Origin of the sequence: Ensifer sp. ENS11 (assembly GCF_014851895.1) — a bacterium.
GTDB classification, from domain to species: domain Bacteria; phylum Pseudomonadota; class Alphaproteobacteria; order Rhizobiales; family Rhizobiaceae; genus Ensifer; species Ensifer canadensis.
On record NZ_JACVAN010000014.1, the window covers coordinates 1 to 25,424 of the forward strand.

General features: G+C 62.5%; 29 protein-coding genes. 16 read left to right on the forward strand and 13 right to left on the reverse strand.

The genetic code is table 11. The annotated features are described in order from the left end of the window. A partial coding sequence (locus IB264_RS22965) for an aldehyde dehydrogenase family protein (RefSeq protein ID WP_192341192.1) occupies nucleotides 1-129 on the forward strand: 129 nt, incomplete at its 5' end. A 53-nt stretch (nucleotides 130-182) separates the two neighbouring features. Next, nucleotides 183-1,922 carry an L-arabinonate dehydratase gene (araD, locus tag IB264_RS22970; protein ID WP_025428040.1) on the forward strand — a complete coding sequence of 580 codons (1,740 nt, stop codon included), beginning with the start codon at nucleotides 183-185 and terminating at the stop codon, nucleotides 1,920-1,922. A gap of 316 nt (nucleotides 1,923-2,238) precedes the next feature. On the opposite strand, the gene IB264_RS34470 is transcribed toward araD, so the two are convergent. Together IB264_RS34470 and IB264_RS34475 are read right to left on the reverse strand one after the other, a co-directional pair. Then, complete coding sequence (locus tag IB264_RS34470) at nucleotides 2,239-2,580, reverse strand: hypothetical protein (protein WP_158071695.1); 342 nt, start codon at nucleotides 2,578-2,580, stop codon at nucleotides 2,239-2,241. 33 nt (nucleotides 2,581-2,613) lie between these two features. After that, nucleotides 2,614-2,982, reverse strand: a complete 369-nt coding sequence (locus IB264_RS34475) for a hypothetical protein (RefSeq protein WP_158071696.1) — start codon at nucleotides 2,980-2,982, stop codon at nucleotides 2,614-2,616. A gap of 24 nt (nucleotides 2,983-3,006) precedes the next feature. Here IB264_RS34475 and IB264_RS35425 point away from each other — a divergent pair, with 24 nt between their 5' ends. Further along, a complete protein-coding gene (locus IB264_RS35425) occupies nucleotides 3,007-3,819 on the forward strand; it encodes a GMC family oxidoreductase (protein ID WP_158071697.1) in 813 nt (270 codons plus the stop codon). A gap of 172 nt (nucleotides 3,820-3,991) precedes the next feature. Here IB264_RS35425 and IB264_RS22980 read toward each other — a convergent pair whose 3' ends face one another. Further along, nucleotides 3,992-4,333 (reverse strand): helix-turn-helix domain-containing protein, encoded by a 342-nt coding sequence (locus IB264_RS22980; RefSeq protein WP_025428038.1) that lies wholly within the window; start codon nucleotides 4,331-4,333, stop codon nucleotides 3,992-3,994. 370 nt (nucleotides 4,334-4,703) lie between these two features. Between IB264_RS22980 and IB264_RS22985 the strand changes: the two genes are divergently transcribed. After that, nucleotides 4,704-5,078, forward strand: coding sequence for a hypothetical protein (locus IB264_RS22985; protein WP_025428037.1), 375 nt, complete (start codon nucleotides 4,704-4,706; stop codon nucleotides 5,076-5,078). Between the two features lie 152 nt (nucleotides 5,079-5,230). Here the strand turns inward: IB264_RS22985 and IB264_RS22990 are convergent, their stop codons facing one another. The 4 genes from IB264_RS22990 to IB264_RS23005 all read right to left on the reverse strand — a co-directional run bounded on the left by IB264_RS22990 (nucleotide 5,231) and on the right by IB264_RS23005 (nucleotide 9,736). Then, a complete protein-coding gene (locus tag IB264_RS22990) occupies nucleotides 5,231-6,058 on the reverse strand; it encodes a transglutaminase family protein (protein WP_025428036.1) in 828 nt (275 codons plus the stop codon). Between the two features lie 16 nt (nucleotides 6,059-6,074). Next, nucleotides 6,075-7,013: an alpha-E domain-containing protein gene (locus tag IB264_RS22995; protein ID WP_025428035.1), complete on the reverse strand. Its 939-nt coding sequence runs from the start codon at nucleotides 7,011-7,013 to the stop codon at nucleotides 6,075-6,077. A gap of 4 nt (nucleotides 7,014-7,017) precedes the next feature. Then, nucleotides 7,018-8,412, reverse strand: coding sequence for a circularly permuted type 2 ATP-grasp protein (locus IB264_RS23000; protein ID WP_081788908.1), 1,395 nt, complete (start codon nucleotides 8,410-8,412; stop codon nucleotides 7,018-7,020). Between the two features lie 235 nt (nucleotides 8,413-8,647). Beyond that, the gene (locus IB264_RS23005) at nucleotides 8,648-9,736 is read right to left on the reverse strand and encodes a YeiH family protein (RefSeq protein WP_081788880.1); all 1,089 of its coding nucleotides are present in this window, start codon (nucleotides 9,734-9,736) and stop codon (nucleotides 8,648-8,650) included. Nucleotides 9,737-9,816: 80 nt separating this feature from the next. Between IB264_RS23005 and IB264_RS23010 the strand changes: the two genes are divergently transcribed. The 3 genes from IB264_RS23010 to IB264_RS23020 all read left to right on the forward strand — a co-directional run bounded on the left by IB264_RS23010 (nucleotide 9,817) and on the right by IB264_RS23020 (nucleotide 12,306). After that, on the forward strand, nucleotides 9,817-10,686 hold the full coding sequence (locus tag IB264_RS23010) for a LysR family transcriptional regulator (RefSeq protein WP_025428032.1): 870 nt from the start codon (nucleotides 9,817-9,819) through the stop codon (nucleotides 10,684-10,686). 96 nt (nucleotides 10,687-10,782) lie between these two features. Next, complete coding sequence (locus tag IB264_RS23015; RefSeq protein WP_025428031.1) at nucleotides 10,783-11,271, forward strand: GyrI-like domain-containing protein; 489 nt, start codon at nucleotides 10,783-10,785, stop codon at nucleotides 11,269-11,271. A gap of 153 nt (nucleotides 11,272-11,424) precedes the next feature. Continuing rightward, entirely contained in the window at nucleotides 11,425-12,306 is an 882-nt protein-coding gene (locus IB264_RS23020) for a DMT family transporter (protein WP_038576343.1), read from the forward strand. Nucleotides 12,307-12,419: 113 nt separating this feature from the next. Here the strand turns inward: IB264_RS23020 and IB264_RS23025 are convergent, their stop codons facing one another. From IB264_RS23025 to IB264_RS23035, 3 genes are all read right to left on the reverse strand, one after another. Next, a complete protein-coding gene (locus tag IB264_RS23025) occupies nucleotides 12,420-13,970 on the reverse strand; it encodes a DEAD/DEAH box helicase (RefSeq protein WP_025428030.1) in 1,551 nt (516 codons plus the stop codon). A 298-nt stretch (nucleotides 13,971-14,268) separates the two neighbouring features. Beyond that, complete coding sequence (locus IB264_RS23030) at nucleotides 14,269-15,243, reverse strand: DNA alkylation repair protein (RefSeq protein WP_309141669.1); 975 nt, start codon at nucleotides 15,241-15,243, stop codon at nucleotides 14,269-14,271. A gap of 156 nt (nucleotides 15,244-15,399) precedes the next feature. Further along, on the reverse strand, nucleotides 15,400-15,699 hold the full coding sequence (locus IB264_RS23035; protein ID WP_057212598.1) for a hypothetical protein: 300 nt from the start codon (nucleotides 15,697-15,699) through the stop codon (nucleotides 15,400-15,402). 96 nt (nucleotides 15,700-15,795) lie between these two features. Here IB264_RS23035 and IB264_RS23040 point away from each other — a divergent pair, with 96 nt between their 5' ends. Beyond that, nucleotides 15,796-16,470 carry a YafY family protein gene (locus tag IB264_RS23040; protein WP_025428028.1) on the forward strand — a complete coding sequence of 225 codons (675 nt, stop codon included), beginning with the start codon at nucleotides 15,796-15,798 and terminating at the stop codon, nucleotides 16,468-16,470. Nucleotides 16,471-16,591: 121 nt separating this feature from the next. Beyond that, nucleotides 16,592-17,041, forward strand: a complete 450-nt coding sequence (locus IB264_RS23045; protein WP_025428027.1) for a host attachment protein — start codon at nucleotides 16,592-16,594, stop codon at nucleotides 17,039-17,041. Between the two features lie 108 nt (nucleotides 17,042-17,149). Here IB264_RS23045 and IB264_RS23050 read toward each other — a convergent pair whose 3' ends face one another. Beyond that, the gene (locus tag IB264_RS23050; protein ID WP_025428026.1) at nucleotides 17,150-18,736 is read right to left on the reverse strand and encodes a trimethylamine methyltransferase family protein; all 1,587 of its coding nucleotides are present in this window, start codon (nucleotides 18,734-18,736) and stop codon (nucleotides 17,150-17,152) included. 135 nt (nucleotides 18,737-18,871) lie between these two features. Then, nucleotides 18,872-19,591: a tRNA (5-methylaminomethyl-2-thiouridine)(34)-methyltransferase MnmD gene (gene mnmD, locus IB264_RS23055; protein ID WP_025428025.1), complete on the reverse strand. Its 720-nt coding sequence runs from the start codon at nucleotides 19,589-19,591 to the stop codon at nucleotides 18,872-18,874. A gap of 38 nt (nucleotides 19,592-19,629) precedes the next feature. Between mnmD and IB264_RS23060 the strand changes: the two genes are divergently transcribed. Continuing rightward, nucleotides 19,630-20,772 (forward strand): FAD-binding oxidoreductase, encoded by a 1,143-nt coding sequence (locus IB264_RS23060; protein ID WP_025428024.1) that lies wholly within the window; start codon nucleotides 19,630-19,632, stop codon nucleotides 20,770-20,772. A 65-nt stretch (nucleotides 20,773-20,837) separates the two neighbouring features. Here IB264_RS23060 and IB264_RS23065 read toward each other — a convergent pair whose 3' ends face one another. Then, nucleotides 20,838-21,227 (reverse strand): PRC-barrel domain-containing protein, encoded by a 390-nt coding sequence (locus IB264_RS23065; RefSeq protein WP_025428023.1) that lies wholly within the window; start codon nucleotides 21,225-21,227, stop codon nucleotides 20,838-20,840. 278 nt (nucleotides 21,228-21,505) lie between these two features. On the opposite strand from IB264_RS23065, the gene IB264_RS23070 reads away from it, so the two are divergent. From IB264_RS23070 to IB264_RS23095, 6 genes are all read left to right on the forward strand, one after another. After that, nucleotides 21,506-22,306, forward strand: coding sequence for a DUF1045 domain-containing protein (locus tag IB264_RS23070; protein WP_025428022.1), 801 nt, complete (start codon nucleotides 21,506-21,508; stop codon nucleotides 22,304-22,306). Between the two features lie 78 nt (nucleotides 22,307-22,384). Next, nucleotides 22,385-23,314, forward strand: a complete 930-nt coding sequence (gene puuE / locus IB264_RS23075; RefSeq protein WP_025428021.1) for an allantoinase PuuE — start codon at nucleotides 22,385-22,387, stop codon at nucleotides 23,312-23,314. Next, on the forward strand, nucleotides 23,314-23,817 hold the full coding sequence (uraD, locus tag IB264_RS23080; RefSeq protein WP_025428020.1) for a 2-oxo-4-hydroxy-4-carboxy-5-ureidoimidazoline decarboxylase: 504 nt from the start codon (nucleotides 23,314-23,316) through the stop codon (nucleotides 23,815-23,817). The genes puuE and uraD overlap by 1 nt, the downstream gene beginning before the upstream one ends. A gap of 96 nt (nucleotides 23,818-23,913) precedes the next feature. Then, nucleotides 23,914-24,411, forward strand: a complete 498-nt coding sequence (locus IB264_RS23085) for an ureidoglycolate lyase (protein ID WP_025428019.1) — start codon at nucleotides 23,914-23,916, stop codon at nucleotides 24,409-24,411. Nucleotides 24,412-24,424: 13 nt separating this feature from the next. Then, on the forward strand, nucleotides 24,425-24,787 hold the full coding sequence (gene uraH / locus IB264_RS23090) for a hydroxyisourate hydrolase (protein WP_025428018.1): 363 nt from the start codon (nucleotides 24,425-24,427) through the stop codon (nucleotides 24,785-24,787). 99 nt (nucleotides 24,788-24,886) lie between these two features. Further along, a complete protein-coding gene (locus IB264_RS23095; RefSeq protein ID WP_025428017.1) occupies nucleotides 24,887-25,273 on the forward strand; it encodes a VOC family protein in 387 nt (128 codons plus the stop codon). Nucleotides 25,274-25,424 lie beyond the last annotated feature (151 nt).

Sequence of the window (25,424 nt, forward strand, 5' to 3'; positions counted from 1 at the left end):
CCGACCGCCGGCGTCGATTTCCACGTGCCCTTCGGTGGCCGCAAGGGCTCCTCCCATGGCTCGCGCGAGCAGGGTCGCTACGCCGCCGAATTCTACACAACCGTCAAGACCGCATACACCCTGGCTTAATGGGCGCCGCCGCAGGCCCGCGTTACGGCGCGGGCCGCTCAAGGAAGGATAAGATGAAGAAGAAAGCTGAGTGGCCGCGCAAGCTGCGTTCGCAGGAATGGTTCGGTGGCACGGGGAAGAATGCCATCATGCATCGCTCCTGGATGAAGAACCAGGGTCTGCCCGCCGATACGTTCGACGGCCGGCCGATCATTGGCATCTGCAACACCTGGTCGGAACTGACGCCGTGCAACGCGCATCTGCGCGATCTCGCCGAGCGAGTGAAGCGCGGGGTCTACGAGGCGGGTGGTTTCCCGGTCGAATTCCCGGTGTTTTCCGTGGGCGAGAGCACGCTACGGCCGACGGCGATGATGTTCCGTAACCTCGCGGCCATGGATGTCGAAGAGGCGATCCGCGGCAATCCGGTCGATGGCGTCGTGCTGCTCGGCGGCTGTGACAAGACCACGCCGAGCCTGCTCATGGGGGCGGCGAGCGTCGACATCCCGGTCATTCTGGTCTCCGGCGGCCCGATGCTGAACGGCAAGTGGCGCGGCAAGGACGTCGGGTCCGGTACCGCCATCTGGCAGTTTTCCGAAATGGTGAAGTCCGGCGAGATGTCTCTGGCCGAATTCATGGATGCGGAGCAGGGCATGGCCCGTTCGGCCGGCAGTTGCATGACCATGGGCACGGCCTCGACCATGGCGTCGATGGCCGAAGCGCTCGGCATGACGCTGCCCGGCAATGCGGCAATTCCCGCTGTCGACGCCCGCCGGCGGGTGATCTCCCAGCTTTCCGGCCGCCGCATCGTCGACATGGTCAAGGAAGATCTGAAGCCGTCCGATGTCCTGACCAGGCAAGCCTTCGAAAACGCCATCCGCGTCAACGGTGCCGTCGGGGGCTCGACCAATGCCGTGCTGCATCTTCTGGCGCTCGCCGGTCGTATCGGCGTTGACCTGACGCTGGACGACTGGGACCGGCTTGGCCGCGACGTGCCGACGATCGTCAACCTGCAGCCGTCGGGCAAGCACCTGATGGAAGAGTTCTACTATGCAGGCGGTCTGCCGGTGGTCATTAAGGCGGTCGGCGAGATGGGCCTCCTCCACAAGGACGCCTTGACGGTTACCGGCGATACGATCTGGAACGGCGTCAAGGATGTCACCAACTACAATGACGATGTCATCGTGCCGCGCGAAAAGGCGTTGACGCAGTCGGGCGGCATCGCCGTGTTGCGCGGCAATCTGGCGCCCAAGGGCTGCGTACTGAAACCTTCGGCTGCGTCGCCGCACCTGATGCAGCACACGGGCCGCGCCGTCGTCTTCGAAAGCATCGAGGACTACCACGCCCGCATCAACCGCGACGATCTCGACATCGACGAGACCTGCGTCATGGTGCTGAAATACTGCGGCCCGAAGGGCTATCCCGGGATGGCCGAGGTCGGCAATATGGGGCTGCCGCCGAAGGTGCTGAAGAAGGGCATTACCGACATGATCCGCATTTCCGATGCGCGCATGTCGGGCACCGCCTATGGCACCGTCATCCTACACACCGCACCGGAAGCGGCGGACGGCGGCCCGCTGGCGCTGGTCGAGAACGGCGACATGATTGCGGTGGATGTTCCCGCCCGCACCATCCGGCTCGATGTTTCCGATGACGAACTGGCTCGGCGTCGGGCGGCGTGGGTTTCTCCGGTGAAGCCGCAAAAGGGCGGTTATGGCGGCCTTTACGTCAACACGGTGATGCAGGCCGACACCGGCGCCGACCTCGACTTCCTTGTCGGCACGCGCGGTTCTGTCGTCGAACGCGACAGCCACTAGCAGTTTGAGCCGCCACGGCCCGCCGATGCCGATTTATCCCGGCTTCGGCGGGCCGTGGTGGCTTTATTTTAGCGCATTCTTAAGATTGTCGAGTTCGCGAGTTTCACGCCGCCGGTATCCGGTGTAATGATGCAAGCGGAGTAGAATTTTGGGGACCGTGACGCTTTGCTCTCTTCCTGTCCGCAGGAGGCAGACGAGCGTCGCAGCATTGCATCTCAGACTATTGATTTAAGCTTCGTCTGTATTCGCGGGAGGTGTGTGTTGCTCTGCCGTGGTGCCGGTCGTTCACTTGCAGCAAAGCGGGTGATGCATGATCCTACGTGAACGGATCGATATTCCTGCCGACAAAACGTTCGACATTTGCATCGTCGGGGCCGGTGCGAGTGGATTGACGATCGCGTCGGATTTCGCCGGTGGACGCGTTTCCGTCTGCGTGCTCGAAAGCGGAGGGGCCGATGCGATCCCGACGGCCAGTGATCTCTCGGCGGGCGAAAGCACCGGGCTCACCTATGCCGAACTCGATACATGCAGGCTGCGCGGCTTGGGCGGCAGCACCCAGGCCCTGGGCTGGGGTGGTCTCTGCAAGCCGCTCGACGAGCAGGATTTCGCGGTACGCCCCTGGGTCCGGCACAGCGGCTGGCCCTTCGGCCGCGAGCATCTCCTTCCCTATTACCGACGCGCGCAGAAAACGCTAGGGATTGCGGATGTCGAGGCGCTTGGCCAGCGGCAGCCGCTGTTTCCGGGGAGGTCCGACATCATCTCCGTCGATCATCTCGAGCTCTGTCGGCACAATCGGCCCGGCAAACGCCTGCGTCATGCCCTCGAAAACGCTGACAATATCAGCATCCTTCTGCATTCCACGCTGCTCTATCTTTCGTTTGATGAAGAAAAGCGCACGGTCGGATCGGCTGTCGTCAAAAACGGGGCTGACGAAACCATTCACATCCGAGCGCGGACGTTCGTGCTTGCCGCCGGTGGCATCGAGAACGCGCGTCTCTTGTTGCTGAGCGGCGGACCGGGGAGCGACGACAGAACCACTGGGCGGTTTTTCATGGATCATCCGCGATTTTCCATCGGCACGCTGGTGCCGGCCAATGGCAGTGTTCTGAGAACTCTCAACGCTCTTGATCGAATCCGGATCGCGCGCGGCCAGCGGATCCGCGATGCGTTGAGTTACACGCGACAGCGCCCGTATCTCGTCAACGGGCTGACGCTGCCGGCGGAATTGCAGCAGCGCGAGGAGCTTCTCAATTATCGAGCATGGCTCGAGCCATGCTTCATCGGCCAGGACACAGCCAAGCTGCAGGCGATGAAAGAGAAACTGCTCGCTTACAGGGAGCAGCGGCTGCATGGCGTGGAGGCGAAGTCGGCGGTCCGCGCGGCGGGCAAGGAGGGTCTGGTCAGTTGGACCTGGCTCATGCATCTCGTGCGGCCCTCAAGCCTTCTGCGTTCCTTTCGCCTGCTTCACATCGTGGAGCCGGAACCGGAACCGGAAAGCCGCGTCATGCTGTCGAACAAGAAGGACCGTTTCGGATTGCCGATGGTCAATCTGCGCTGGCAGCTTTCGGCCAAAACGGTCGATTCCGTCATGCGTACGATCACAATTTTAGGCAGCGAGTTGACGAAGACCGGCCTGGGCAAGCTGATCGTGAAACCAGAGGAATTGACCGGGCTCGAAAAGCCGATGTGGACCTGGCACCACATGGGCACGACACGGATGCACGTGGACCCCGGTCAAGGGGTCGTGGATACGCAATGCAAGGTCCACGGAACGGATAACCTTTTCATCGCTGGCAGTTCAGTTTTTCCGACGGCTGGAAATGATACGCCAACCCTTACCGTCGTGGCGCTCGCCCACCGCCTCGCCGACCATCTGCTGCAGGTGGTTGGCGGATAGCTTGTCGGTGACTGGGGCGGTCGACGCACCAGCCAGCGCAATCCTTCTCAAAGTTTCATCCGACCCCAGGAAAAACAGCTGCGCCGCGATCGTACGGCTTCATTTTTCCGTCGGCGCGCTGGCGCCGGCCAAATCCGGAAAGCCGCGTCATGCGGACGACCCTAAGCTGAATTTACGGCGTTTCAGGAGATGGTTCTGGGGGACCTTTAGGCACAGGCACGAGATGGAATTGCTCAGCCCAATGGCATAACCCCACCGCTCCAGCGTTGAGCGCTGTCCCGCTTTCCGTCAGTGAATAGACGACCTTGGTCGGGGAACCCGGATAGACTTTTCGGTTCACAAGCCCGTCGGCCTCCAGTTCACGCAATTGCTGCGTCAGCATCTTTTCACTGACCGCAGGGATAGACTGCCGCAGCCGGCCAAATCGACGGGGCGCTGTGCCGAGCTCGCAAAGGATAGTTATCTTCCACTTGCCGGCGACCATCTTCATCGCTGTCGAAAAACCATTGTCCATAGGCCAGTCCGTCCCATTCGCCTTACCTGCGGGTAACCACTTACGCTTCTGTGCGTATTGGCACAGTACTCTTCACATCGTAGCTCTCTCAACGGCAAGCGTACCGAGCGTTGTGCCGACCAATATGGGGTGTCGGAATGAGGCCTGCAATCAGTGTTTTGGGGACCGGACGCATGGGATCGAGGGACCGAACAGCATCTTGCGGCCAGCCAGCCGACCCCATGACGGCCAGCTGGTTCCGGCAAAAGAAGGAGGACGCGCTCGGGTCTTGTTGCCTGCGCAGCAATTCAAAGTGCTACAGCGACCTTTGGGCGTCAAATAAGACGCGCGGCGCTGTAGTCAGACCAATGATCCATAGGAGTAGAATAAAATGCCTTTAGCGCATCTCATCGATTCGTACTGCGCTGCATGGTCGAACGAGGACGGCGAGCAGCGGCGGGCGTTGCTGCTGCCGATCTGGGCCGACGGCGCAACGTATACGGATCCAACAGTTCATGCTGCTGGCGCAGAAGAACTGCTCGCGCACATCGCAGGAATACAGGCCAAGCATCCTGGTGCACGCATTGCACGGACAAGCGACGTGGATGTTCATCATGGGATCGCACGCTTCGCGTGGAGGTTTGTGATGCCGGACGGATCATCCTTCCCTGAGGGGCTGGACATCATCTTCCTCCACCCTGGGCAGGAGCGGATAACACGGGTCGTGGGCTTTTTCGGGCCGTTGGTAAGGTCTTCAGGGGCATAGGCCCCCAATGGCGTGCTGTGGAAGCCGATCTGCAAAGAGGGTGTCGGCCCGATGCACCGGCGTTTTCGGCATTCGATATCGTCGAACGAGATCGAGAATTGATGCCGGACGGAGTTCGATGGGGCGCACTGCGGTGCGCCCCATCGCCAACCTTATTGGCTTTGCGTCTGGCTCTGGCTTTGCGCCTGCTGCTCGACGGTCACCGATACCTTCAGCGTCTCGTTGGCCTCACCATGGATCAGACCCGATATCGGGGCCGCATCGCGGTAGCAGAGGCCGGAGGCGATGCGCACATAGCGGTCATCCGGGCAGATCTTGTTGGCGGCATCGAAGCCGACCCAGCCGAGGCCCGGCAGATGGATCTCGGCCCAGGCGTGGCTTGCTGTCTGCTCCGTTTGCCCTTCCATCATCAGGTAGCCTGAGATGTAGCGCGCCGGCATGTCGAGCGAACGTGCCGCCGAGATCAGGATATGGGCATGGTCCTGGCAGACGCCGTGGCCGGCCTCGAGCGCATCCTCGGCCGCCGTCTCGGCGTGGGTTTCGCCGGCCTTGTACTCCACCGCCTCATGGATCATCGCCATCAATGCATGCATGCGGGCAAGATCGGTGTCGCCCTCGGCCGATTTCGCCAGGTCGCGGATCAGCTTGCCCCCCTTGGTCAAAGGCGTTTCGCGGGCATAAAGCCAAAGCGGGACGTAGGACTGATGCGGGCCCAAGACGCCGTGGCGGTCCTCGGTGTGGACTTCGCCGCTGGCGGTAATGCGGATCGCCTCGCGGTCGCCATCGACGCTGACGAGATGGACGCGATTGCCGAAGTGATCGTCGTAGCTCACCTCCATCACAGCACCGTCGACGAGCGTCTGCCAGCCGAGCACGGTCTGGCCGACCCCGGTGATCGGCGTCAGGCGCAGCCGCTGCAGCGCATACTGCACCGGCTCGTCGTAGTGGTATTCGGTCGTATGGCTGATTTTCAGGTGCATGCTGTCCTCCCGAAATTCAGTTGAAACGATAGCCGTCGGAGATTTCCTGTCCCAGAAGATTGTTCTGGCTGATGAAATCCTCGAGATATTCGTGCAGGCCCTGGTCCATGATGTCGGTGATCGAGCGGCTGCGCAGCGCGGCCAGCGTACGTTCCGCCGTTTCGTGCGCCTCGTGGCGCTCGCCATATTCGCGCTCGAGATAGCCGAGGTTGCTGGCGATCTTTTCATAGCAATAGGCAAGCGAACGCGGCATGCGACCGTTGGAGATCAGGAAATGGGCGATATTCGCCGGCTTCAGTTCGGCATCATAGACCCAGCCGTAGGCGCGGTGGGCCGAGACCGAGCGCAGGATCGATTCCCACTGCACATTGTCCATCGACGAGCCGACGGCGGCGACCGCCGGCAGCAGTACGTAGTATTTGACGTCGAGGATGCGCGCGGTGTTGTCGGCCCGCTCGATGAAAGTGCCGATGCGTGAGAAATTGAAGATCTCGTTCCTGAGCATCGTGCCGTGGAAGGCGCCGCGGATGAGGCCGGCGCGACGCTTGATCGTGTCGATGATCTCCGGCATGTCGGTCGGACGCGCTTTCCTGGAGAGCATCGCCTTCATCTCGAGGTAGCATTCGTTGGTCGCTTCCCACGTCTCGCGCGTCAGCGCCGTGCGCACCATGCGGGCGTTGTGGCGGCCCGCCTCGATGCAGGACATCACGCTCGATGGATTGCTGCGGTCGCGCAGCAGGAAGTCGATGGCATCGATGCTCGTCAGCGCCTCGTGCACTTCGTCGTAGAGTTCGCGCACACCAGCGCTTTGCAGCACGCCGTCCCAATCGCCTTCCGTTGCGCCGCTGCGCGTCAGCGCCATGCGCAGGCCGGCATCGATTAGCCGGGCGCTGTTTTCGGCGCGTTCGATGTAGCGGAACATCCAGTAGAGACCGTTTGCAGTTCTTCCCAACATGGTCTCAGTCCTCCAGCACCCAGGTGTCCTTGGTCCCGCCGCCCTGGCTGGAATTCACGACAAGCGAACCAGCCTTGAGGGCGACGCGCGTCAGGCCGCCGGGAATGATCTGCACCTTGTCGGAGACAAGGACATAGGGACGAAGATCCACATGCCGGGGCGCGATGCCCTTGTTGACGAGGATCGGAACGGTCGACAGCGACAGTGTCGGCTGGGCGATGTAGTTGGTCGGGCGTGCCTTCAGCTTTTCGGCGAAGAGCGCGCGCTCCTTCTTGCTGGCTGTCGGGCCGACCAGCATGCCGTAGCCGCCGGAGCCGTGCACCTCCTTGACGACAAGTTCTTCCAGGTGTTCGAGCACGTATTTCAGGCTTTGCGGCTCGGAACAGCGCCAGGTCGGCACGTTTTCTAAGAGCGGCTTGCGGCCGGTATAGAACTCGACGATCTCGGGCATGTAGGAATAGATCGCCTTGTCGTCGGAGATGCCGGTGCCGGGCGCGTTGGCAATGGTGATGTTGCCGGCGCGGTAGACATCCATGATGCCGGGAACGCCGAGCGCGGACTCCGGGCGAAATGTAAGAGGATCGAGGAAGTCGTCGTCGACGCGGCGATAGAGGACGTCGATCGCCTCGTAACCGCGGGTCGTGCGCATCTTCACCTTGCCGTCGATCACGCGCAGGTCCGATCCCTCGACCAGCTCGACGCCCATCATGTCCGCTAGGAAGGCATGTTCGTAATAGGCGGAATTGTAGATGCCGGGGGTGAGAACGGCGACGCGCGGCTTGCCGCTGCAGCCGGGGGGCGCCAGCGACGCCAGGCTCTGGCGCAGCAGGTTGGGATAGTTCTCGACCGGGCGCACGCGGTTCTGATGGAAGAGTTCGGGGAACATCTGCATCATCGTTTCGCGGTTTTCCAGCATGTAGCTGACACCGGACGGCGTGCGGGCATTGTCCTCCAGCACGTAGAACTGATCCTCGCCGGTGCGCACGATGTCGGTGCCGACGATATGGGTGTAGACGCCGCCCGGCGGCCGGAAGCCGATCATCTGCGGCAGGAACGCCACGTTCTTCTCGATCAACTCGCGCGGCACCCGTCCGGCGCGGATGATCTCCTGCTTGTGGTAGATGTCGTCGAGGAAGGCGTTGAGGGCGATGACCCGCTGTTCGATGCCCTGGGCGAGCTTGCGCCATTCTCGACCTGAAATGATGCGGGGGATGAGGTCGAAGGGGATGAGCTTTTCGGAGCTGTCTGCGTGTCCGTAGACCGCGAAGGTGATGCCGGTTTTCCGGAAGATGTTCTCGGCGTCCTTTGATTTCGCTATGAGCCGATTTCTGTCCTGGCTGGCATACCATTCATGATAGGTCGAATATGGCTGGCGCGGACTGCTGTCCGCATTCATCATTTCGTCAAATGCCAAAGGCGTGATCCCCTTATTTTTGACCATTTGAGTACAACGCTGGATGCAATGCAAGAAGCGTGCACAGTCGCGGGACAAGAAAGTTTTGGCGCGTTATCCCGCCGCTTCCGGGCAAGGCGATGCTCAACAATGGGGCGGGGACGGCCAGTCACCCGATCGGCCCCGACTTTGGCGTCTTAGAAAATAAGCAAATGCTTGAAATTTGGGCGTGTCTGGGAAGCTAGCCCAGGCCGAACACGGTGATTGCGGCGGCTGCCAGACCGGCCAGAACCAGCAGCGACAGCATGGCGGCGGCGCTGGCGCGCGGCCCGGCATCGGCGAGCTTGCGGATGTCGACCTCCAGCCCGAGTGCCGCCATGGCGATGACGGTGAGCCATGTGGCGAGGTGAGCAGCACCGGCGGCGGCCGCGTCGGGGATCATCCCGCTGTTGCGGGCGACCGCCACGGCGAGGAAGCCGAGAATGAACCAGGGCACGAAATACGCAAACGTGGCAAGGCGCACGCGGCGATTGCCGGCAGGCAGGTTAGGCGCCAGGGGATGCGCCTCGCTCTCGCGGTTGATGATCGAGAAGCACAAGACGACCGGGCCGAGCATCAGCACGCGCACGAGCTTGACCAGCGTGCCGACCTGGACGGACAGGGCGCTGAACGGAGCGGCAGCGGCCAGTACCTGCGGTACGGCGTAGACGGTCATGCCGGCCAGAACGCCGAAACCATAGGGCGACATGTCGAACCAGCCGCCGATCAGCGGCAGGGATAGAACGACGGCAATGCCGAGAATTGCGGTGAACGAGATGGCGGCGGCGACGTCATCGCCCTCAGCACCGATGGCCGGCGCGACGGCGGCGATCGCCGAATTGCCGCAGATGGCATTGCCGCAGGCGATCAGGGTCGCCATCCGCTTTGGCAAGCCGAGCAGCCGCGCTATCAGATAACCGGAGACGATCGACAGAAAGACGATGCCGACGATGGTTGCGAGCAGCACCGGGCCGCTTGCCAGGATCGCCTTGAAGCTGAGGGTCGCGCCGATGAGGACGATCGCCGCCTCCAGCAGCAGCCTGGAGGAAAAGCGGATGCCGGCCATCCAGCGATCGCCCGGTGTCCAGAAGGTGCGCAGCAGGGCACCGAGAAGGATGGCGATAACAAGCGCTTCCAGCCATGGCCGGCCGGTCCAGCTTGCCTCGAGGCGCTCAAGGCCGAAGGCGGCGAGTGCTACGAGACAACAGAGGATCAAACCCGGCGCGATGCGCGCTATGCGGGAAGAGAGCGTGGGTGCGGGGGCGGCCGATGGGGAATGCGATCTGGACATGGCCGCAACCTAGTCCGATTGATGAATCAGTCTAACGGATTGTTCTTGTCAATTCGATCGCTTTTTGCGATTGATTTTCCATGACCCTTGATCAACTTCGCATTTTCGTGGCTGTCGCCGAGCGTCTGCATATGACACGCGCGGCCGAGGCAATGAACGTCACGCAGTCTGCCGCCAGCGCGGCGATCGCGGCGCTTGAAACGCAACACAACGTCAGGGTGTTCGATCGCATCGGCCGCGGGCTGGCGCTGACGGAGGCGGGGAAGGCGTTTCTGCCGGAGGCGAAAGCCGTGCTTGCGCGCGCGACGGCTGCGACCGCTTGCCTCAACGACCTCTCGCATCTGCGCCGCGGCACGCTCGCGATCGCCGCAAGCCAGACGGTGGCAAGCTACTGGCTGCCGGCACGTCTCGCCCGCTTCACCCATGATTATCCGCATATCGACGTGAAGCTGACCGTGCGCAACACGGCGGTGGTCGCCGAGGCGGTCGAGGAGGGAACGGCGCAGCTCGGCTTCGTCGAGGGCAGGGTCGATGCGGAAAAGCTGGACCATCGCAGCGTGGCGGTCGACCGCATCGCGATCTATGCGCCACCCCGCCACCCGCTTGCCGGAAGGCCGGTCGATCTCGAAGCGCTGCTTGCCGCACGGTGGGTGTTGCGCGAGGAAGGATCGGGGACGCGGGCAATGTTCCTGCAATCGATGCGGGCACATGGTGCGGATATCGATCAGCTGAAGGTCGAACTCGAATTGCCGTCGAACGAGGCGGTACTGACGGCCGTCGAGAGCGGTCCCTTCATCACCGCCGTTTCCAGGCTCGCCGCCCAGCCTTTCGCCGATAGCGGCCGGTTGGTGGAATTGCCGTTCGAACTTGCCGAGCGCAGCTTCGAATTGTTGACGCATCGCGACCGCCAGTTCAGCCGCGCGGCCCGCGCTTTCGTCGATCTGCTCTAGGCGAACGCGAAGGCGATTGCCATCCGGTTCGGCTGCCCTAACAATAGTCGCGCCGGTCCCGGGCGGGCCGGTTCTGGTCTTGCCAGGAGGTGCACCGTGTTCGAAATCGTCGAAAGGCCGGCGCAGCGGATTGCCGGCTCCTTCTGGGAGGGGACCTTCGTCGAGGCGGCCGACGGGGCCGTTCGCCGGCTGATCGCTGAGATGCAGGAGCATCACCTGCGTGTCCATCCGAAGGACCATCCGACGCTCGTCGGTCTGTCGTGGAACGACCGTCCTGATGGCTTCCGCTATCTCGTCGGCTTTGTTTCCCAGACGGCGGAAACGACGCGTCACCCTGGCCATGTGGACCTACCGGCCATGCGTTTCGTCAGCGCCATGCACCACCCTGATGATGGCGACGTCTTCGCGCATTATCAGCACATGTTTGACTGGATCGGGTCTGAAGGGCTCGTGGTCGATACCGGCAGGCTGCACTATCGCGAAGAGTACGAGCCGGGCTTCGTCTCTCTCTCGCTGTCGTCGCTCAGGTTGATGGTTCCGATTACAGCGCCGCGCGTCAAACATGACGCGCAAAGGACGCTGTAACACTTTGAACTTGCTGCATAAGTTTGCCATTAAATCGATTCCGATTTAAGGAACTATGCAGTAGCTGATCGTCAGTATCAGAAAAATTGCTTTGACCATCAACGCCCCCGCGTCTATCGCGGCTGACCTCCCTTTGCCCATTCGGATAGGTCAATGACACTCGCCCGCCTGGCTCCGGCCATCTTCGTACTGCTCTGGTCGACCGGTTGGGTCGTCGCCAAATATGCGGCCGTCTATGCCGATCCGCTGACGTTTCTGGTGCTGCGCTACACCCTGGCGATCCTGCTGTTCATCGGCTTCTGCCTGGTGACCGGGGCGAAATGGCCGAAGTCGTGGTCGGCCGCGGCCCATGCGGTCGTCTCCGGCATGTTTCTGCACGGGCTTTATCTCGGCGCCGTCTGGTGGGCGATCGGGCAGGGCGTGCCGGCTGCGATCTCGGGCATCATCGCCGGGTTGCAGCCGTTGATGACGGCCGTCGCCGCCTCCGTCGTCATCGACGAGAAGCTCAGCGTTCAGCAGAAACTCGGACTGGTGCTCGGCTTCTTCGGCATCGCGCTTGCCGTGCTGCCCAAGGTGTTTTCGATCGACACCGGCGCAACGCCGATCCACCTTTTCCCTGTCATCATCAACGTGCTCGGCATGGCCGCCGTGACCTACGGCACGCTCTACCAGAAGCGGCACCTCCAGAGCGGCGACATCCGTACGATCGCAGCGCTTCAATATCTCGGCGCCCTGATCGTCACGGTCCCGCTGGCCCTGGTGCTGGAGGATCTGCACGTCACCTGGAACCTGCAGATCTTTGCGGCACTCGCCTGGTCGGTGCTGGGGCTTTCCATGGGCGCGATCGCGCTGCTGCTTTATCTGATCCGCCGCGGCCAGGTATCGCGCGCAGCCTCGCTCATCTATCTCGTGCCGCCGCTTGCGGCCGTGCAGGCATGGCTGTTCTTCGGCGAGGCGCTGACGCTGCCGATGATCATCGGCACGGTCATTGCCGTTGCCGGCGTCTATCTCACCAACCGCAAACAGCAGGCATAAAAAACGGCGGGCCGAAGCGACCCGCCGTTCTTATCACTTTGTTTTTACGCATTTCCTGATGGAAAACCTGCTTCGCAGGCTTTCTGAAAATGCGCTAGGCAATGTCTTGCCGATCAGCCCTGCTGGCCGCGGTTGCCGCCACCGGCGCCACGACGCATGCCGCCCTGGCCGCCTTCGCGGCGGTCGCCGGCCTGGCCTTCAGGGCGCGGGCCCTTGTTGCGCCATTCGCCCGGCTTCTGGCCGGGACGACCGTGGTGCTTCTTGGGTTCGTGGTTGCGGTTGCCTTCCGAACGGCCGTCGGCGTGGGGCTGGCCAGCCGGACGCTGATCGCGGCGGTCCTGCTTCGGGCGGTCGTCGCGCAGAAGATCGTCACCGGCAAAGCTGCTTGGAGCCAGTGCCGACTGGCGAGCCGGGCGTTCGCGGCGCGGGCGGGCGTCCTGACGCTGGCCGCCGCCGCCATTGCCGCGGTGCTGGCCGTTGCCATTGCCGTTGCCGCGACCGCCGCGTCCCTTGGACGGACGGGCCTGGTCGGCAGGCGCTTCGCCGCTGGCAACCGCGATGTTGATGCCCATCAGCTTCTCGATGTCGCGAAGCAGGCGGATTTCGTCCGGTGCGCAGAAAGCGATCGCGATGCCGTCGCGGCCGGCGCGGGCAGTACGGCCGATGCGGTGAACGTAGGCATCGGGAACTTCCGGCAGGTCGTAGTTGTAGACGTGGGTGACGCCGGGGATGTCGATGCCGCGGGCAGCGACGTCGGTTGCCACGAGCACGCGGATCTCACCGTCACGGAAGGACTTGAGCGCACGCTCACGCTGGCCCTGGCTCTTGTTGCCATGGATCGAGGCGGCCTTGAAGCCGACGTGGTCGAGATGCTTCATCAGCTTCTCGGCGCCATGCTTGGTACGGCTGAAGATCAGCGACAGGCCATCCGGATTGTCGGTCAGGGTCTTCTTGAGGATGGTCGTCTTCAGGTCCTTGCCGGGGACGAAATGAACATACTGTTCGACCTTGTCGGCGGCCTTGCCCGGAGGCGTCACCTGAACCTTGACCGGGTCGGTCAGATATTCGCCGGCGAGTTCAGCGATCAGCTTCGGCATCGTCGCCGAGAACAGCAGCGTCTGGCGGTTCTTCGGCACGAGCTTCGAAATCTTGCGCAGGTCATGGATGAAGCCGAGATCGAGCATCTGGTCGGCTTCGTCGAGCACGAGGTAGCGACCCTGGGTCAGCGTCACGGCCTTGCGGTTGATGAGGTCGAGCAGGCGGCCCGGCGTTGCGACCAGGATGTCGACGCCGCGGGCGAGCTGTTCGGTCTGCTTGTTGATCGAGACGCCGCCGACGACAACGCCGATCTTCAGCGGGGACTTCTTGACGAACAGCTTGAGGTTGGCTGCGATCTGGTTGACCAGTTCGCGGGTCGGCGCCAGCACCAGGGCGCGGATGTTGCGCGGGTCGGGGCGCTTGCCGTCGGCAACGAGCTTTTCGATCATCGGCAGGCCGAAGGCGGCCGTCTTGCCGGTTCCGGTCTGGGCGAGACCGATGAGGTCGTGGCCCTTCAACACCAGCGGAATGGCCTGCGCCTGGATCGGCGTCGGCTTTTCGAAGCCGTTGGCGGACAGGGTCTCCAGAATGTGTTCGGAAAGACCAAGATCTTTGAAGGTGGACAAATGTATATACCTTTTGGGGGCGCCAAACGCATTCGCCGGAACCGCTATCTGCTGTTCCGGTGTCGTTTGGCGTCAAGAACCCCGCGTGAATTGGGAACTTGTGGGTTAAGAAAAAAGTCGTCAAGCGCCTGTGCTGTCGCCGGTTACGGCGTATGGTTGCGCTTTTCCTTCTTCACGGCTTTCTGTGTTGCCGAGGGCGCGCTCACGCGGCGGCCTGAAGGTGACGCTGCGTCCATGTCGTCGTTTTGGCCCCAAAAGTCAAGGTCCATCTTTTCGCAGGTGCGAAATGAGGTGGGGGCTATTCGGCGACCGACAGCTCGAAATCGGCGTCGGCAGCCTCCTGGCCGTTGACGAGGATCACCACGCGATGGGTGCCGGAATAGTAACGACGGGTTGTGATTGGCCGAATCGCGTGACGCTTTTCGATCCTGATCGTCGCGCCCGGCTCCAGCGTCGCCGATGTCCACTTGAACACCTTGGGCGAGGTCGTGCCATTCGCTTTGCGGTGGTGTACGGCGTAGTCGATCATGATCTTCTGGGTGGTCTTCGCGGTGTGCCTGACCGAAAGCTTGAAGACGAGGCTTTCGCCGAGCGCGATGTCCGACCGGTCGAGCGAGAAGGCTGCGTCTATGCCGGCGGGTGCGGCAAAGCCGAAGTTCGAAAGAGCTGCCTCATGTCCCTGTTTCAGAAGCGTTCGCGAGGCATGGCGCAGCAATTGCTGCCGCTCCGGCGAGGCACCCACCATGTGTTCGGCCACGAAACCGGCCACCAGATCCGGGTGATCCTTGGCAATGTCGTTGAGGCTGTTGGCAACCGAGCGGCGCACATAGTCCTCGGGGTCGTCGAGGAGGGCCGTCAGGATCGGCAGGATCGGCAGGATCGGCTGGGGATCGCGGATGAGCTTCGGCAGCCGCATTGCCCAGGGCAGGCGCGGGCGGGTGCCTTCGCTCGCCAGACGCCTGACATGGTGATTGGCGTCCGTTACCCATGAGCCGATGATCGTGAGCGCCCGCTCCTGGTCCGTGTCGATGAACACGCGGATACCGAACTCGGAGGTGAAGTGCGGCGTCAAAGCGCGCAGCAGCCACAGCGATAGCTCGAAATCGCCAAGCCCGCGTGCGGCGACATATTGGCTGACGGGCAACAGGGTCCAGCCGCTGAGGCCGGGCCTCTCGTCGGTGTGCAGACAATCGCCAAGCTTTGCCGCGGCTTGCGGGAAGGACTGCGGTAGGGTTTCGATGAGCGCATCGCGGATCTGCAGCGATCGTTGCATCAGTTCCAGTGCCTCGAGATTGTCGCTGGCAAGCGCCTCGAACCTTTTGCGGTCGAATGTCGGGCAGCCGCGCTCAGGCGGTCTGCGATGGCGGTGACGACGCCCGGATGCAACAGGTTTTTCAGTGGCTCCGCCATCTCTCGGTACTCTCCCGGCTCAGATCTGCTGTTCGACAGCAAAATGCTGCATCAGCATTACCGCGCTGATTGCCGCCATGTAAGGGGCGAAATCCGGGTCGCGACGCACGCGTTCGCCTGCCGATCTGGCATCATCGAGCGTTTCCCACTCGACCAGATCCGCGAGCATGTCGGGCTTTTCGCACGAGCCGACGGCGCGCCAGGAAATGAAGCCCGGATAGTTTGAAACGGCCTGCATCGCCCGATGGCGCGCGGCTGCGGCCGCGGGCTTGTCCACAACGATGCAGACGGCGAGTTCGAGGATGCTCTTGGTGGTCATGTCATGCTCCATGTTGATTGCCGCTTGACTAAAGCACAGTGCAACTGACAGCCTTATGGCCATAGCCTTACATCGACATGCGATGGGAATACGCGAATGAGACCTGCCGACCGGCTGTTTCGAATCATCCAGCTCATGCGGGCGACCGGCCGGGCGATGACGGCGCAGGAAATCGCCGACAAGATGGAGGTGGCGCGGCGGACCATCTACCGCGACATGGAACACCTGATGGCTTCGGGTGCGCCGATCGACGGCGAGCGCGGTGTCGGATACCTCCTGCGCGAGAGCTTTGACGCGCCGCCGCTCGCTTTCACCTTCGAGCAGCTCGAAGCGCTGGCCTTCGGCGCGCGGGCCGTGCAGATGCTTGGCGACCACCGGCTGGCGCAGGCCGCGCGCGAGGCCATGGAAAAGATCGAACACGGACTTCCGCCCGAGCACGTGGCGCGGCTGCGCAGCGCCCCGATCCGCGCCTTCCGTTCGGCGCTGCAGCCGAAGCCGCCGCCGATGCTGGGTGACCTGCGCCGGGCGATCGCCGAGGAGCGCAAGGTGCGCATGGCCTATGAAAGCCTCGCCGATCAGAGCTCGGAGCGCACCGTCTGGCCGCTCGGCCTCAGCGTCTTCGGCCATCACTGGCTGCTGACCACCTGGTGCGAGCTGCGCCAGGACTTTCGCGACTTCCGGGTGGATCGCATCCGGGAGATGAAACTCGAGCGCGATCATTTCCAGTCGTCACCAGAGCGCAGCTTCGACGCCTATCTCTCGCGCATGTAGGATGACACCGTAAAAGTGCGCGCGATCGAGGAAAAGATGGAACCGGATCGGGCTTCATCCGTTTCTATTAAGGGCTTATTCTGGCCTGCCCACGAGCAACATCATTGCATGGGAGACAATCGTGCAGAACCGGACTTGGATACTGGCCGCGGATGGCAATACGGCGCGCTTCGTCAAGGGCGTCAACCTGCGGAAGGACGAACGTCAGCACCCGGAAGAAGAGGTTATTCACACCGACCCGAAACGCGCCCAGGATATCATGGCCGACAAGCCGGGACGCAGCCATTCGTCCGTCGGTCATGGCCGGTCGGCGATGGAATACAGCAGTGATCCGGTACGCGAGGAAAAGCATCGCTTTGCCGTCGATGTGGCCAGCAGGCTCGAAGGCTATCTGAACGACAACGCCTTCGACAGCCTGGTGATCTGCGCGGCGCCAAGGACGCTCGGAGATTTGCGCAAGCTGCTTTCTGCCAATGTAAGGCAGAAGACGGTGGCCGAAATCGACCGCAACTGCGTCACTGTGCCGATCGAGCAACTGATCGCCACCGCCCGCTCGGCCGTTTATCCCTGAAGCTTTTGCAGGGAAAGTGCTTAGCGGTTTCCCGTCTGGGCATGCGTAAGGCAGAGGGCGGAAATGCTCTCATACGCATGCCGCATCTTGATGTAACAAGGCGTCCCGTCAGAAATCCGTCGGGACGCCGCCTTCCTCCTTGCGTTTTGCAACGAAGGCGTCGAGTTCGTCTTCGATCACCGGGTCCAGCGGCGGCCGTTCGTATTCGTTGAGCTTCTGCTTGAAGACACGGTTGGCGTGGTCATAGGTCGTCGGCCGGCCCGCCTCCGTCCAGGTTTCGAAGTTGCGCCAGTCGGAAAGGATCGGCGAATAGAACGCTGTCTCATAGCGTTGCAACGTGTGCAGCGTGCCGAAGTAGTGCCCGCCGGGGCCGACGTCGCGCACCGCGTCGAGCCCGAGTGCATCCTCGCTGACATCGAGCGGCGTCAGGAATTCCGCCACCATCTGCAGCATGTCGACGTCGAGGATGAATTTTTCGAACGAGGCGGTCAGTCCGCCCTCGGTCCAGCCGGCCGCATGCATGACGAAGTTGCCGCCGCCTTGCGTCAGTGCCCAGAGCGATAGCGCGGACTCGTAGGCTGCCTGCGCATCGAGCGTATTGGCGGCGTTGGTGTTGGACGTGCGGTAGGGAATGTTGTAGCGGCGGGCGAGCTGGCCGCCGGCAATGACCGCCTTCATGTATTCCGGCGTGCCGAAGGCGGGTGCGCCCGTCTTCATGTCGACATTCGAGGTAAAGCCGCCATACATGACCGGCGCGCCGCGCCGGACCATCTGGGTGAAGGCGATGCCGCACAGCGCCTCGGCATTCTGCTGCACCAGGGCACCGGCGATCGTGACCGGCGCCATGGCGCCTGCGAGCGTAAATGGCGTGACCACCACCACCTGATTGCGCGACGACATTTCGATGATGCCCTGCAGCATCGGCCCGTCGAGGCGCAGCGGCGAGGAGGTGTTGATGATGGTGAACAGCGACGGTTCGCGCTCCATCTGCTCCATGGATATGCCGCGACCGATGCGGGCGATCTCGATGCCGTCGGTGTTCCGCTCGCGGCCGAGCGAATAGACGTGGAAGACCTTGTCGGTGAGCTTCACCATGTCGGAGAGGCAGTCGAGATGACGCACGGATGCGTGCAGGTCGACCGGCTCGACGGGATAGCCGCCGGTGGTGTGGATGATGTCGTAGGACTGGGCGAGCTTCACCAGCTTGCGGAAATCCTCCTGATTGCCGGTGCGCCTGCCGCCTTCGCGGTCGGCCACGAAGGGGGCGCTGGCGATCTGGGCGAAGACCAGATTGTTGCCGCCGATCGCGACGTTGCGGGCCGGATTGCGCGCATGCATGGTGAAGGAGGAGGGAACCGAAGCGATCATCTCCATGATCAGCCCGCGATCGAAGCGCACGCGGTCGGTGCCGGGGGTGATATCGGCGCCCGCTGCCTTCATGCGCTGGCGCGCCTCGGGCAGGATGACATCCATGCCGATCTCTTCCAGGATCGTCAGCGACGCCTGATGGATCGCCTCGAGCGCGTCTTCTGACAGTACCGAGGATTTGCTCTGGGTGTTGACGAGATTGAGATATTTACCGCCTGAGGATTTTCGTGTGCGCTCGCCACTGCGGCCGCCGGGCCGGCGTCGCCGCTCGAGCGGGGCTGAGGAAGTTTCACCTGTGGCAGCATCCGGAAACTGATCGTCGTTCATGAAAAACCCACCGCGTTGCCGATGGATTTCTGTCGCAGATTTTTCGCGGTCATGCCCCTGCCATTTGCGACAGTTCAGTTCTCTGGTGGAGTAAAGGCCGTCAAAATGCCCGCGGACGCCGACTGCTCGCCTCGCTCAGCGCTTGTCTCCGCGCAGCATCTCGCGCTTCCCGGCGAAGCCCTTGCGCTTCTCGACGGCAAAGCCGGCCGCCTGCAGATTGCGGCGAACGAAGCCGGCGGCGGCATAGGTGGAGAAGCTGCCGCCGGCCGCGGTCTTGTCGAACACCAGCCGCATCAGCTCCTCCGACCACATGTCGGGATTGCGGGACGGTGCAAAACCATCGAGGAACCAGGCATCGAAGCGCTCCTTCGCTTGGGCGAGCCCCTCCAGTGCTGTGCCGCAAACGACGGTCAGGCGAACGCCATCGCCAAGATCGATCTCGATCCTGCCGTCGTTGGTTGCCGGCCAGCGATCGGTGAGGGCCAGCCGTTCGGCGTCGATCTCCGGCCAATGGGACAAGGCGCGGGAGATTTCCTCCGCCTGCATGGGAAAGCGCTCGAAACTGACGAAATGCAGCGTGCCGTCCGTGGTCGCCGTAGCTTTCCATTGCCGCCAGGTTTCACAGAAATTGAGGCCGGTGCCGAAGCCCAGTTCGCCGATGGTGAATGCCCCGCCGGAGGCCCAGCGTTCGGGCAGGCCGTTGCCGGCGAGGAACACATGTCCGCATTCGAGCCGACCGTCGGTGCGGCAATAAAAATGATCGCCAAACTCCCTGGAATAGGGCATATCGCCCTCGTGCCAATCGAGGCTTTGATGGGCCGGGGGCTGGTTCGGTTCTGCGGCGGATCCTGTCATGCGATGGCGATAATCCCGCCACCGGAGAAGGTCAATCGATGAGCGAACTTTTGATCGTCGGCGGCGGCATCATGGGGCTCTGGGCAGCCCTTACGGCAGCACGGACCGGCATGGACGTGCAACTGGTCGACGAGCATCGCATCGGGGCCGGCGCCAGTGGCGGCATACTCGGCGCGCTGATGCCGCACATGCCGGACAAATGGAACGCCAAGAAACAATTCCAGTTCGACGCCCTGGTGTCGCTCGAAAGCGAGATCGAAACGCTCGAGGCCGAAACCGGACTTTCGGCAGGTTACCGCCGCAGCGGGCGGATCATGCCGCTTGCGAAGCCGCATCTGCGCGAGATCGCTCTTCGCCACGAGCAGGATGCGACGCGCAACTGGCGGGCAGGCGACCGCCAGTTCTTCTGGCACGTGCGCGACGAGCTGCCGTCCGGATGGCTCAGTGCCGAGGCGGCGGCTTGCGGATTGGTGTTCGATACGCTTGGCGGTCGGCTTTCTCCACGCCAGATGCTGGCGGTTCTGCGTGCGGCACTGGCGCAATCGCCGAACGTGCGGATCGTCGAGGGGACGGGCGTTCGAGCAATCCATCCGGGCCAGGGCCGCGCCGAACTCGATGACGCCACGGAAATCGCCTTCGGCCATTGCATAGTTGCTGCCGGCGTCGACAGCTTTCCGCTCGTCGATGCGCTGTCGGGACCTCTCCGTGGACCGAGCGGCACGGGGGTCAAGGGCCAGGCGGCGCTGCTTCTGGCCGATGTCGATCCGCAATTGCCCGTCATCTTCACCGACGGCGTCTATATCGTCGCCCATGACGACGGGCATATCGCGGTCGGCAGCACCAGCGAGAACAAATATGCCGATCCGCAGTCGACGGATGAACTGCTGAATGAGCTGCTGGTGCGCGCCGAGGCGCTGGTCCCGTCCTTGCGCGGGGCGGAGGTGGTCGAGCGCTGGGCCGGCATCCGGCCGAAATCGACCGGCCGGGAGCCGATCGCCGGGCGCCATCCGGATCACGAAAACCTGTCGGTCCTGACAGGCGGCTTCAAGGTGAGCTTCGGCATCGCCCACCGCCTCGCGCGCTTCGTCGTCGACGAGATCACCGGCCAGCCGTTGATCGACATTCCGGGATCCTTCTTGTGCCAGAATCACATAGCGGCACTTCGCGAGAAACATCTTTAAGCTGGCGGCATAAGAACGGCCCCGCCATCGGCGGAGCCATGTCGGGACGATCGTAAACCCGATCCTTACATCCAGTAAGGCGGCACGCCGTAATAGTCATAGACCCGGCGTCCGTTCTCGCTGTTCCAGTCGTATTCCTCGTTGCCGTGATATTTCGGCGCCCGCTCGACCTGTTCGCGAGTCACATCAGTCCGATAGCCGCCGAGGTTCTCATCATAGGTCAGCTTGGCCCAAGGCAGTGGATAGTGATCTTCCCCGATGCCGAGAAAACCGCCGAACCCGAGCACGGCATAGGCCACGCGACCGCTGCGCTTTTCCAGGATAACGCGCTCGATCGAGCCGATGTGCTTGTTGTCGGCGCCATAAACCTTCGTGCCTTCAACCTTGTCGCTGGCGATCAGGTCATGGGTTTCCTTGATCCCGGCGTCCTGAAGGTTCGCATTGTGATAGGTCACGCTTCTTCTCCATCGTTGTTTGCTACCTCAGGGGAACGGCTGGTCGGTGGGATGGTTCCGAAAAAGCTGCGGGCGCGATCCGGACGGTAATCGCGTGGTATTGCCCCTTCCACTTCGTCAAGCTGTCACGCAAATCACCTAAGACGCGGGCAATAGAGCGTCGCGTCTTCCCGGGGAGGGTATTGTTGAAGCTCTAAGATTTTGAACCTGCGCACCCTGGCGACGATCGAGATCGATTGTCGCGGGTCTGTGCCAGAACGGATTTCCGGAGCATGCGCATGCGTTACGCCATTTGTTTCACGCCGCCGATGGCCGACCCGCTTTCAACGGTTGCCGCCAGTTGGCTCGGCCGCAATGTCTATTCCGGCGAGCCCACCGAGTTACCATCGATCTCCGGATTGACCGCATCCGAGATCGCCTTCCATACGGCTGTCCCGCGTCGCTTCGGCTTTCAGGCGGTGGTGATGTCGCCCTTCCGGCTTCACCCCGATATGGACGAGGCGCAGCTACTCAAGGCGCTGATGCATTTTGCCGGCGCCCAGACGCCGTTCGAGATCGAGCGCCTGGAAGTGGCCCGGCTCGGCCACTGCTGGGGACTGATGCCGCAGATCCCGAGCACGGCGATGCATCTGCTGGCCGCCAGCATCATCCAGGAATTCGACGCGTTCCGCGCGCCGCTCAGCGAAGACGACATCGAGCGCTCCGACCCCGACAGGCTGACGGCGCCGCAATTTTCCAACCTGCATCGCTGGGGCGATCCTCATGTGATGGATGAATATCGCTTTCACATGATGCTGACCGGGCCGCTCAATCTGGACGCGATGCGCAGCATCGAGGCACCGCTTCGCGACCTGTTCGAACCATGCCTGGCGCCGCCGCTGACGATCGGCAGCCTGGCGCTGTTCGTGGAGCAGGAATCGGGCGCGCCGATGCGCGTCCACTCGCAACACCCGCTCGGCAAGATTTCGGCGGCCAAGCGGGCCGAACGGATCAAGCGGCCGGCAGCCGAGGCGACGCTTGCGCCAGGCCCTATCCCGCCACTGTCGCGGATGGTCGCCTCGCTGATGGCCGGCCGCTAACCGTCTGCACCGACGTCATTTTGTCTCGACAATCCGGTCGGCGGTGATACCGTTCCGGAAAATTCGAAGGGTGATTTGATGTCTGAGACTTCCTATCCGCGTGACCTCGTCGGCTATGGCCGCAACCCGCCCAAGGCAAACTGGCCGGGCGATGCGCGTATCGCCGTGCAGTTCGTGCTCAACTATGAAGAGGGCGGCGAAAGCTGCATCCTCGATGGCGACCTGGCCTCCGAGAGCCTGCTCTCGGAGATCGTTGGTGCACAGCCTTGGCAGGGCCAGCGCAACCTCAACATGGAATCGATTTATGAGTACGGTTCGCGCTCCGGTTTCTGGCGGCTCTGGCGCATGTTCACCAGCCGCGACGTGCCGTTGACGGTCTACGGCGTGACGTTGGCGATGGCTCGCAATCCCGAAGCGGTCGCCGCCATGAAGGAAGCGGGCTGGGAGATCGCCAGCCACGGCCTGCGCTGGCTCGAATACAAGGATTTCCCCGAAGAGGTGGAGCGCGAGCATATCCGCGAAGTCGTTCGGCTGCATACCGAACTGACCGGCGAGCGCCCGCTTGGCCTTTACCAGGGCAAGCCTTCAAGCAACACGCTGAAGCTCGTTCTCGAAGAGGGCGGGTTCCTCTATTCCTCCGATTCCTATGCGGATGAGTTGCCCTATTGGGTGGCGGGGCTGACGGCCGACAAGCCGCATCTGATCATCCCCTACACACTCGACGCCAACGACATGCGCTTTGCGACGAACCAGGGTTTCAACTCCGGCGACCAGTTCTTCACCTATCTCAAAGACACGTTCGACGTGCTCTATGAGGAGGGCAAGGAAGGCAACGCCAAGATGATGAACATCGGCCTGCACTGCCGCCTCGTTGGGCGTCCAGGCCGCGCCGCGGCGCTGGCGCGGTTCATCGACTATGTCATGTCGCACGACAAGGTCTGGGTGCCGCGGCGCATCGACATCGCCCGTCACTGGTATGAACACCACAAGCCGGAAGGGGCTCTCTGATGTCCGATCGCGACGCCTTCGTCAGCCGCTTCGGCGGCGTGTTCGAGCATTCTCCATGGGTTGCCGAACGGGCCTACGACCGGGCGGCCGCAACGGGACTTTCGGCCGGCAACGTGCACTCGGCACTTTGCCAGGCCTTTCGCGCCGGTCTGCCGCGCGAAAGGCTGGCGGTGCTGCGCGCCCACCCGGATCTTGCCGGCAAGCTGGCGATCGCCGGCAAGCTGACGGCGGACTCGACGGCGGAGCAGGCGTCGGCCGGCCTCGACCGCCTTTCGGCCGACGAGCATGCCCGGTTCACGGCGCTGAACGAGGCCTATACGCAGAAATTCGGCTTTCCCTTCATCATCGCGGTCAAGGGCCTGACGAAGAACGACATTCTCGCCTCGTTCGAAAGGCGCATTGACAATTCGACCGAAGAGGAATTTGAAACCGCCTGTGCGCAGGTGGAGAAGATCGCCCGCCTGCGGCTGCAATCCATGCTTCCAGGAGACGAAAATGCCTGACATACCCGTTCGCTATCTGCGCTCATCTTTACCGAGGGCAGTCGAACCGGACCATGCCGACGCCGCCGGCAATGAGCACCGCGGGGCGATGGCCTGATGTCGCGTATTCTTTCGATCGAACCCCTGACGCAGGATGCTTTCGCGCCGTTCGGCACGGTCATCGAGGCTGATCCGGCTTCGATGCGGTACATCAATGGCGGGACCACCGAACGCTTCCATGGCCTGGCGCGTGCCGATGTTGTCGGCGAGGGTGCCGATGTCATCATCAATATCTTTCGCGGCCAGCCGCGCGCCTTTCCTTACGCGGTGGCGATGATGGAGCGACACCCCTTCGGCAGCCAGAGCTTTTCGCCGCTCGAGGACCGGCCCTGGCTCGTCGTCGTTGCCGAAGACGAGGGGGGCCGACCGGGAATGCCGCGGGTGTTCCGGGCGAACGGGCGGCAGGGCGTCAACTACGGGCGCAATGTCTGGCACCATCCGCTGATGTCGGTGGGCGCGGTCAGCGACTTCATCGTCGTCGATCGGGATGGGCCGGGAAACAATCTCGAAGAATATGTCTACGACGAGCCCTTCGTCATCGAGAGCGCAATATGAAGGAAGAGCAGCGATGAGCAGCACCGGCCGCCTGACCACCCATGTCCTCGACACTGCGCTCGGCACGCCGGCCGAAGGCTTGCGCATCGACCTCTTTTGGCTCGAAGGCGACGAGCGGCAACTGATCCGCACCGTTCATACCAACAGCGACGGACGCGTCGATGGGCCCATGGTCGAAGGCATCGGCTTCATGGCGGGCAGCTACGAGTTGGTCTTCCACGCCGGCGACTATCTTCGTCGTGTCGGTGCGGACCTGCCGGAGCCTGCCTTCCTCGACCTGATCCCGCTGCGCTTCGGCATTGCCGATCCGGCCAGCCATTATCACGTGCCGCTGCTTCTTTCGCCCTACGGCTACTCGACCTATCGCGGCAGCTGAGCGTGGGTGGATGAGTGTTCGCGGCGTAAAATTCAGTCGAAAACCGTCGCCTTGATCGGGATTGTGTGAGACGATTTTGAGACTCACGAGGGGAATTCGATGCGTTTCATCAATCCGATCCCTTTCGTCCGCGACATCGATCGATCCAGGGACTTTTACCGGGAGACACTCGGTCTGACGGTGTTGAAGGACTTCGGAAACTTCGTTCTCTTCGAGACCGGTTTTGCGATCCACGAGGGTCGTTCGCTGGAACAAACAGTCTGGCGGGAAGTCGGTCCCGCGGAAGAACCCTATGGGCGAGGGAACCTGCTGCTCTACTTCGAGCATGAGAATATCGAAGCGGCCTTCGAAAGCATTGCGCCGCAGGTGGAGCTGATCCACCCGATTGAGCGGCAAGCCTGGGGACAGCGGGTGTTCCGTTTTTATGATCCCGACGGGCACGCAATAGAGATCGGAGAGCCGCAAACTCTTGGATCTACTGCATAATTCCTCAAATCTGATCCGATTTGAGGATAGAATTATGCAACAAGTTTGAAGCGATACAGCGTCCTTTGCGCGTCATATTTGACGCGCGGCGCTGTAAAGGCGACCTGCATCAATCCTGAAGCTTACGACTGAACCGCCCGTCTCAAAGGAC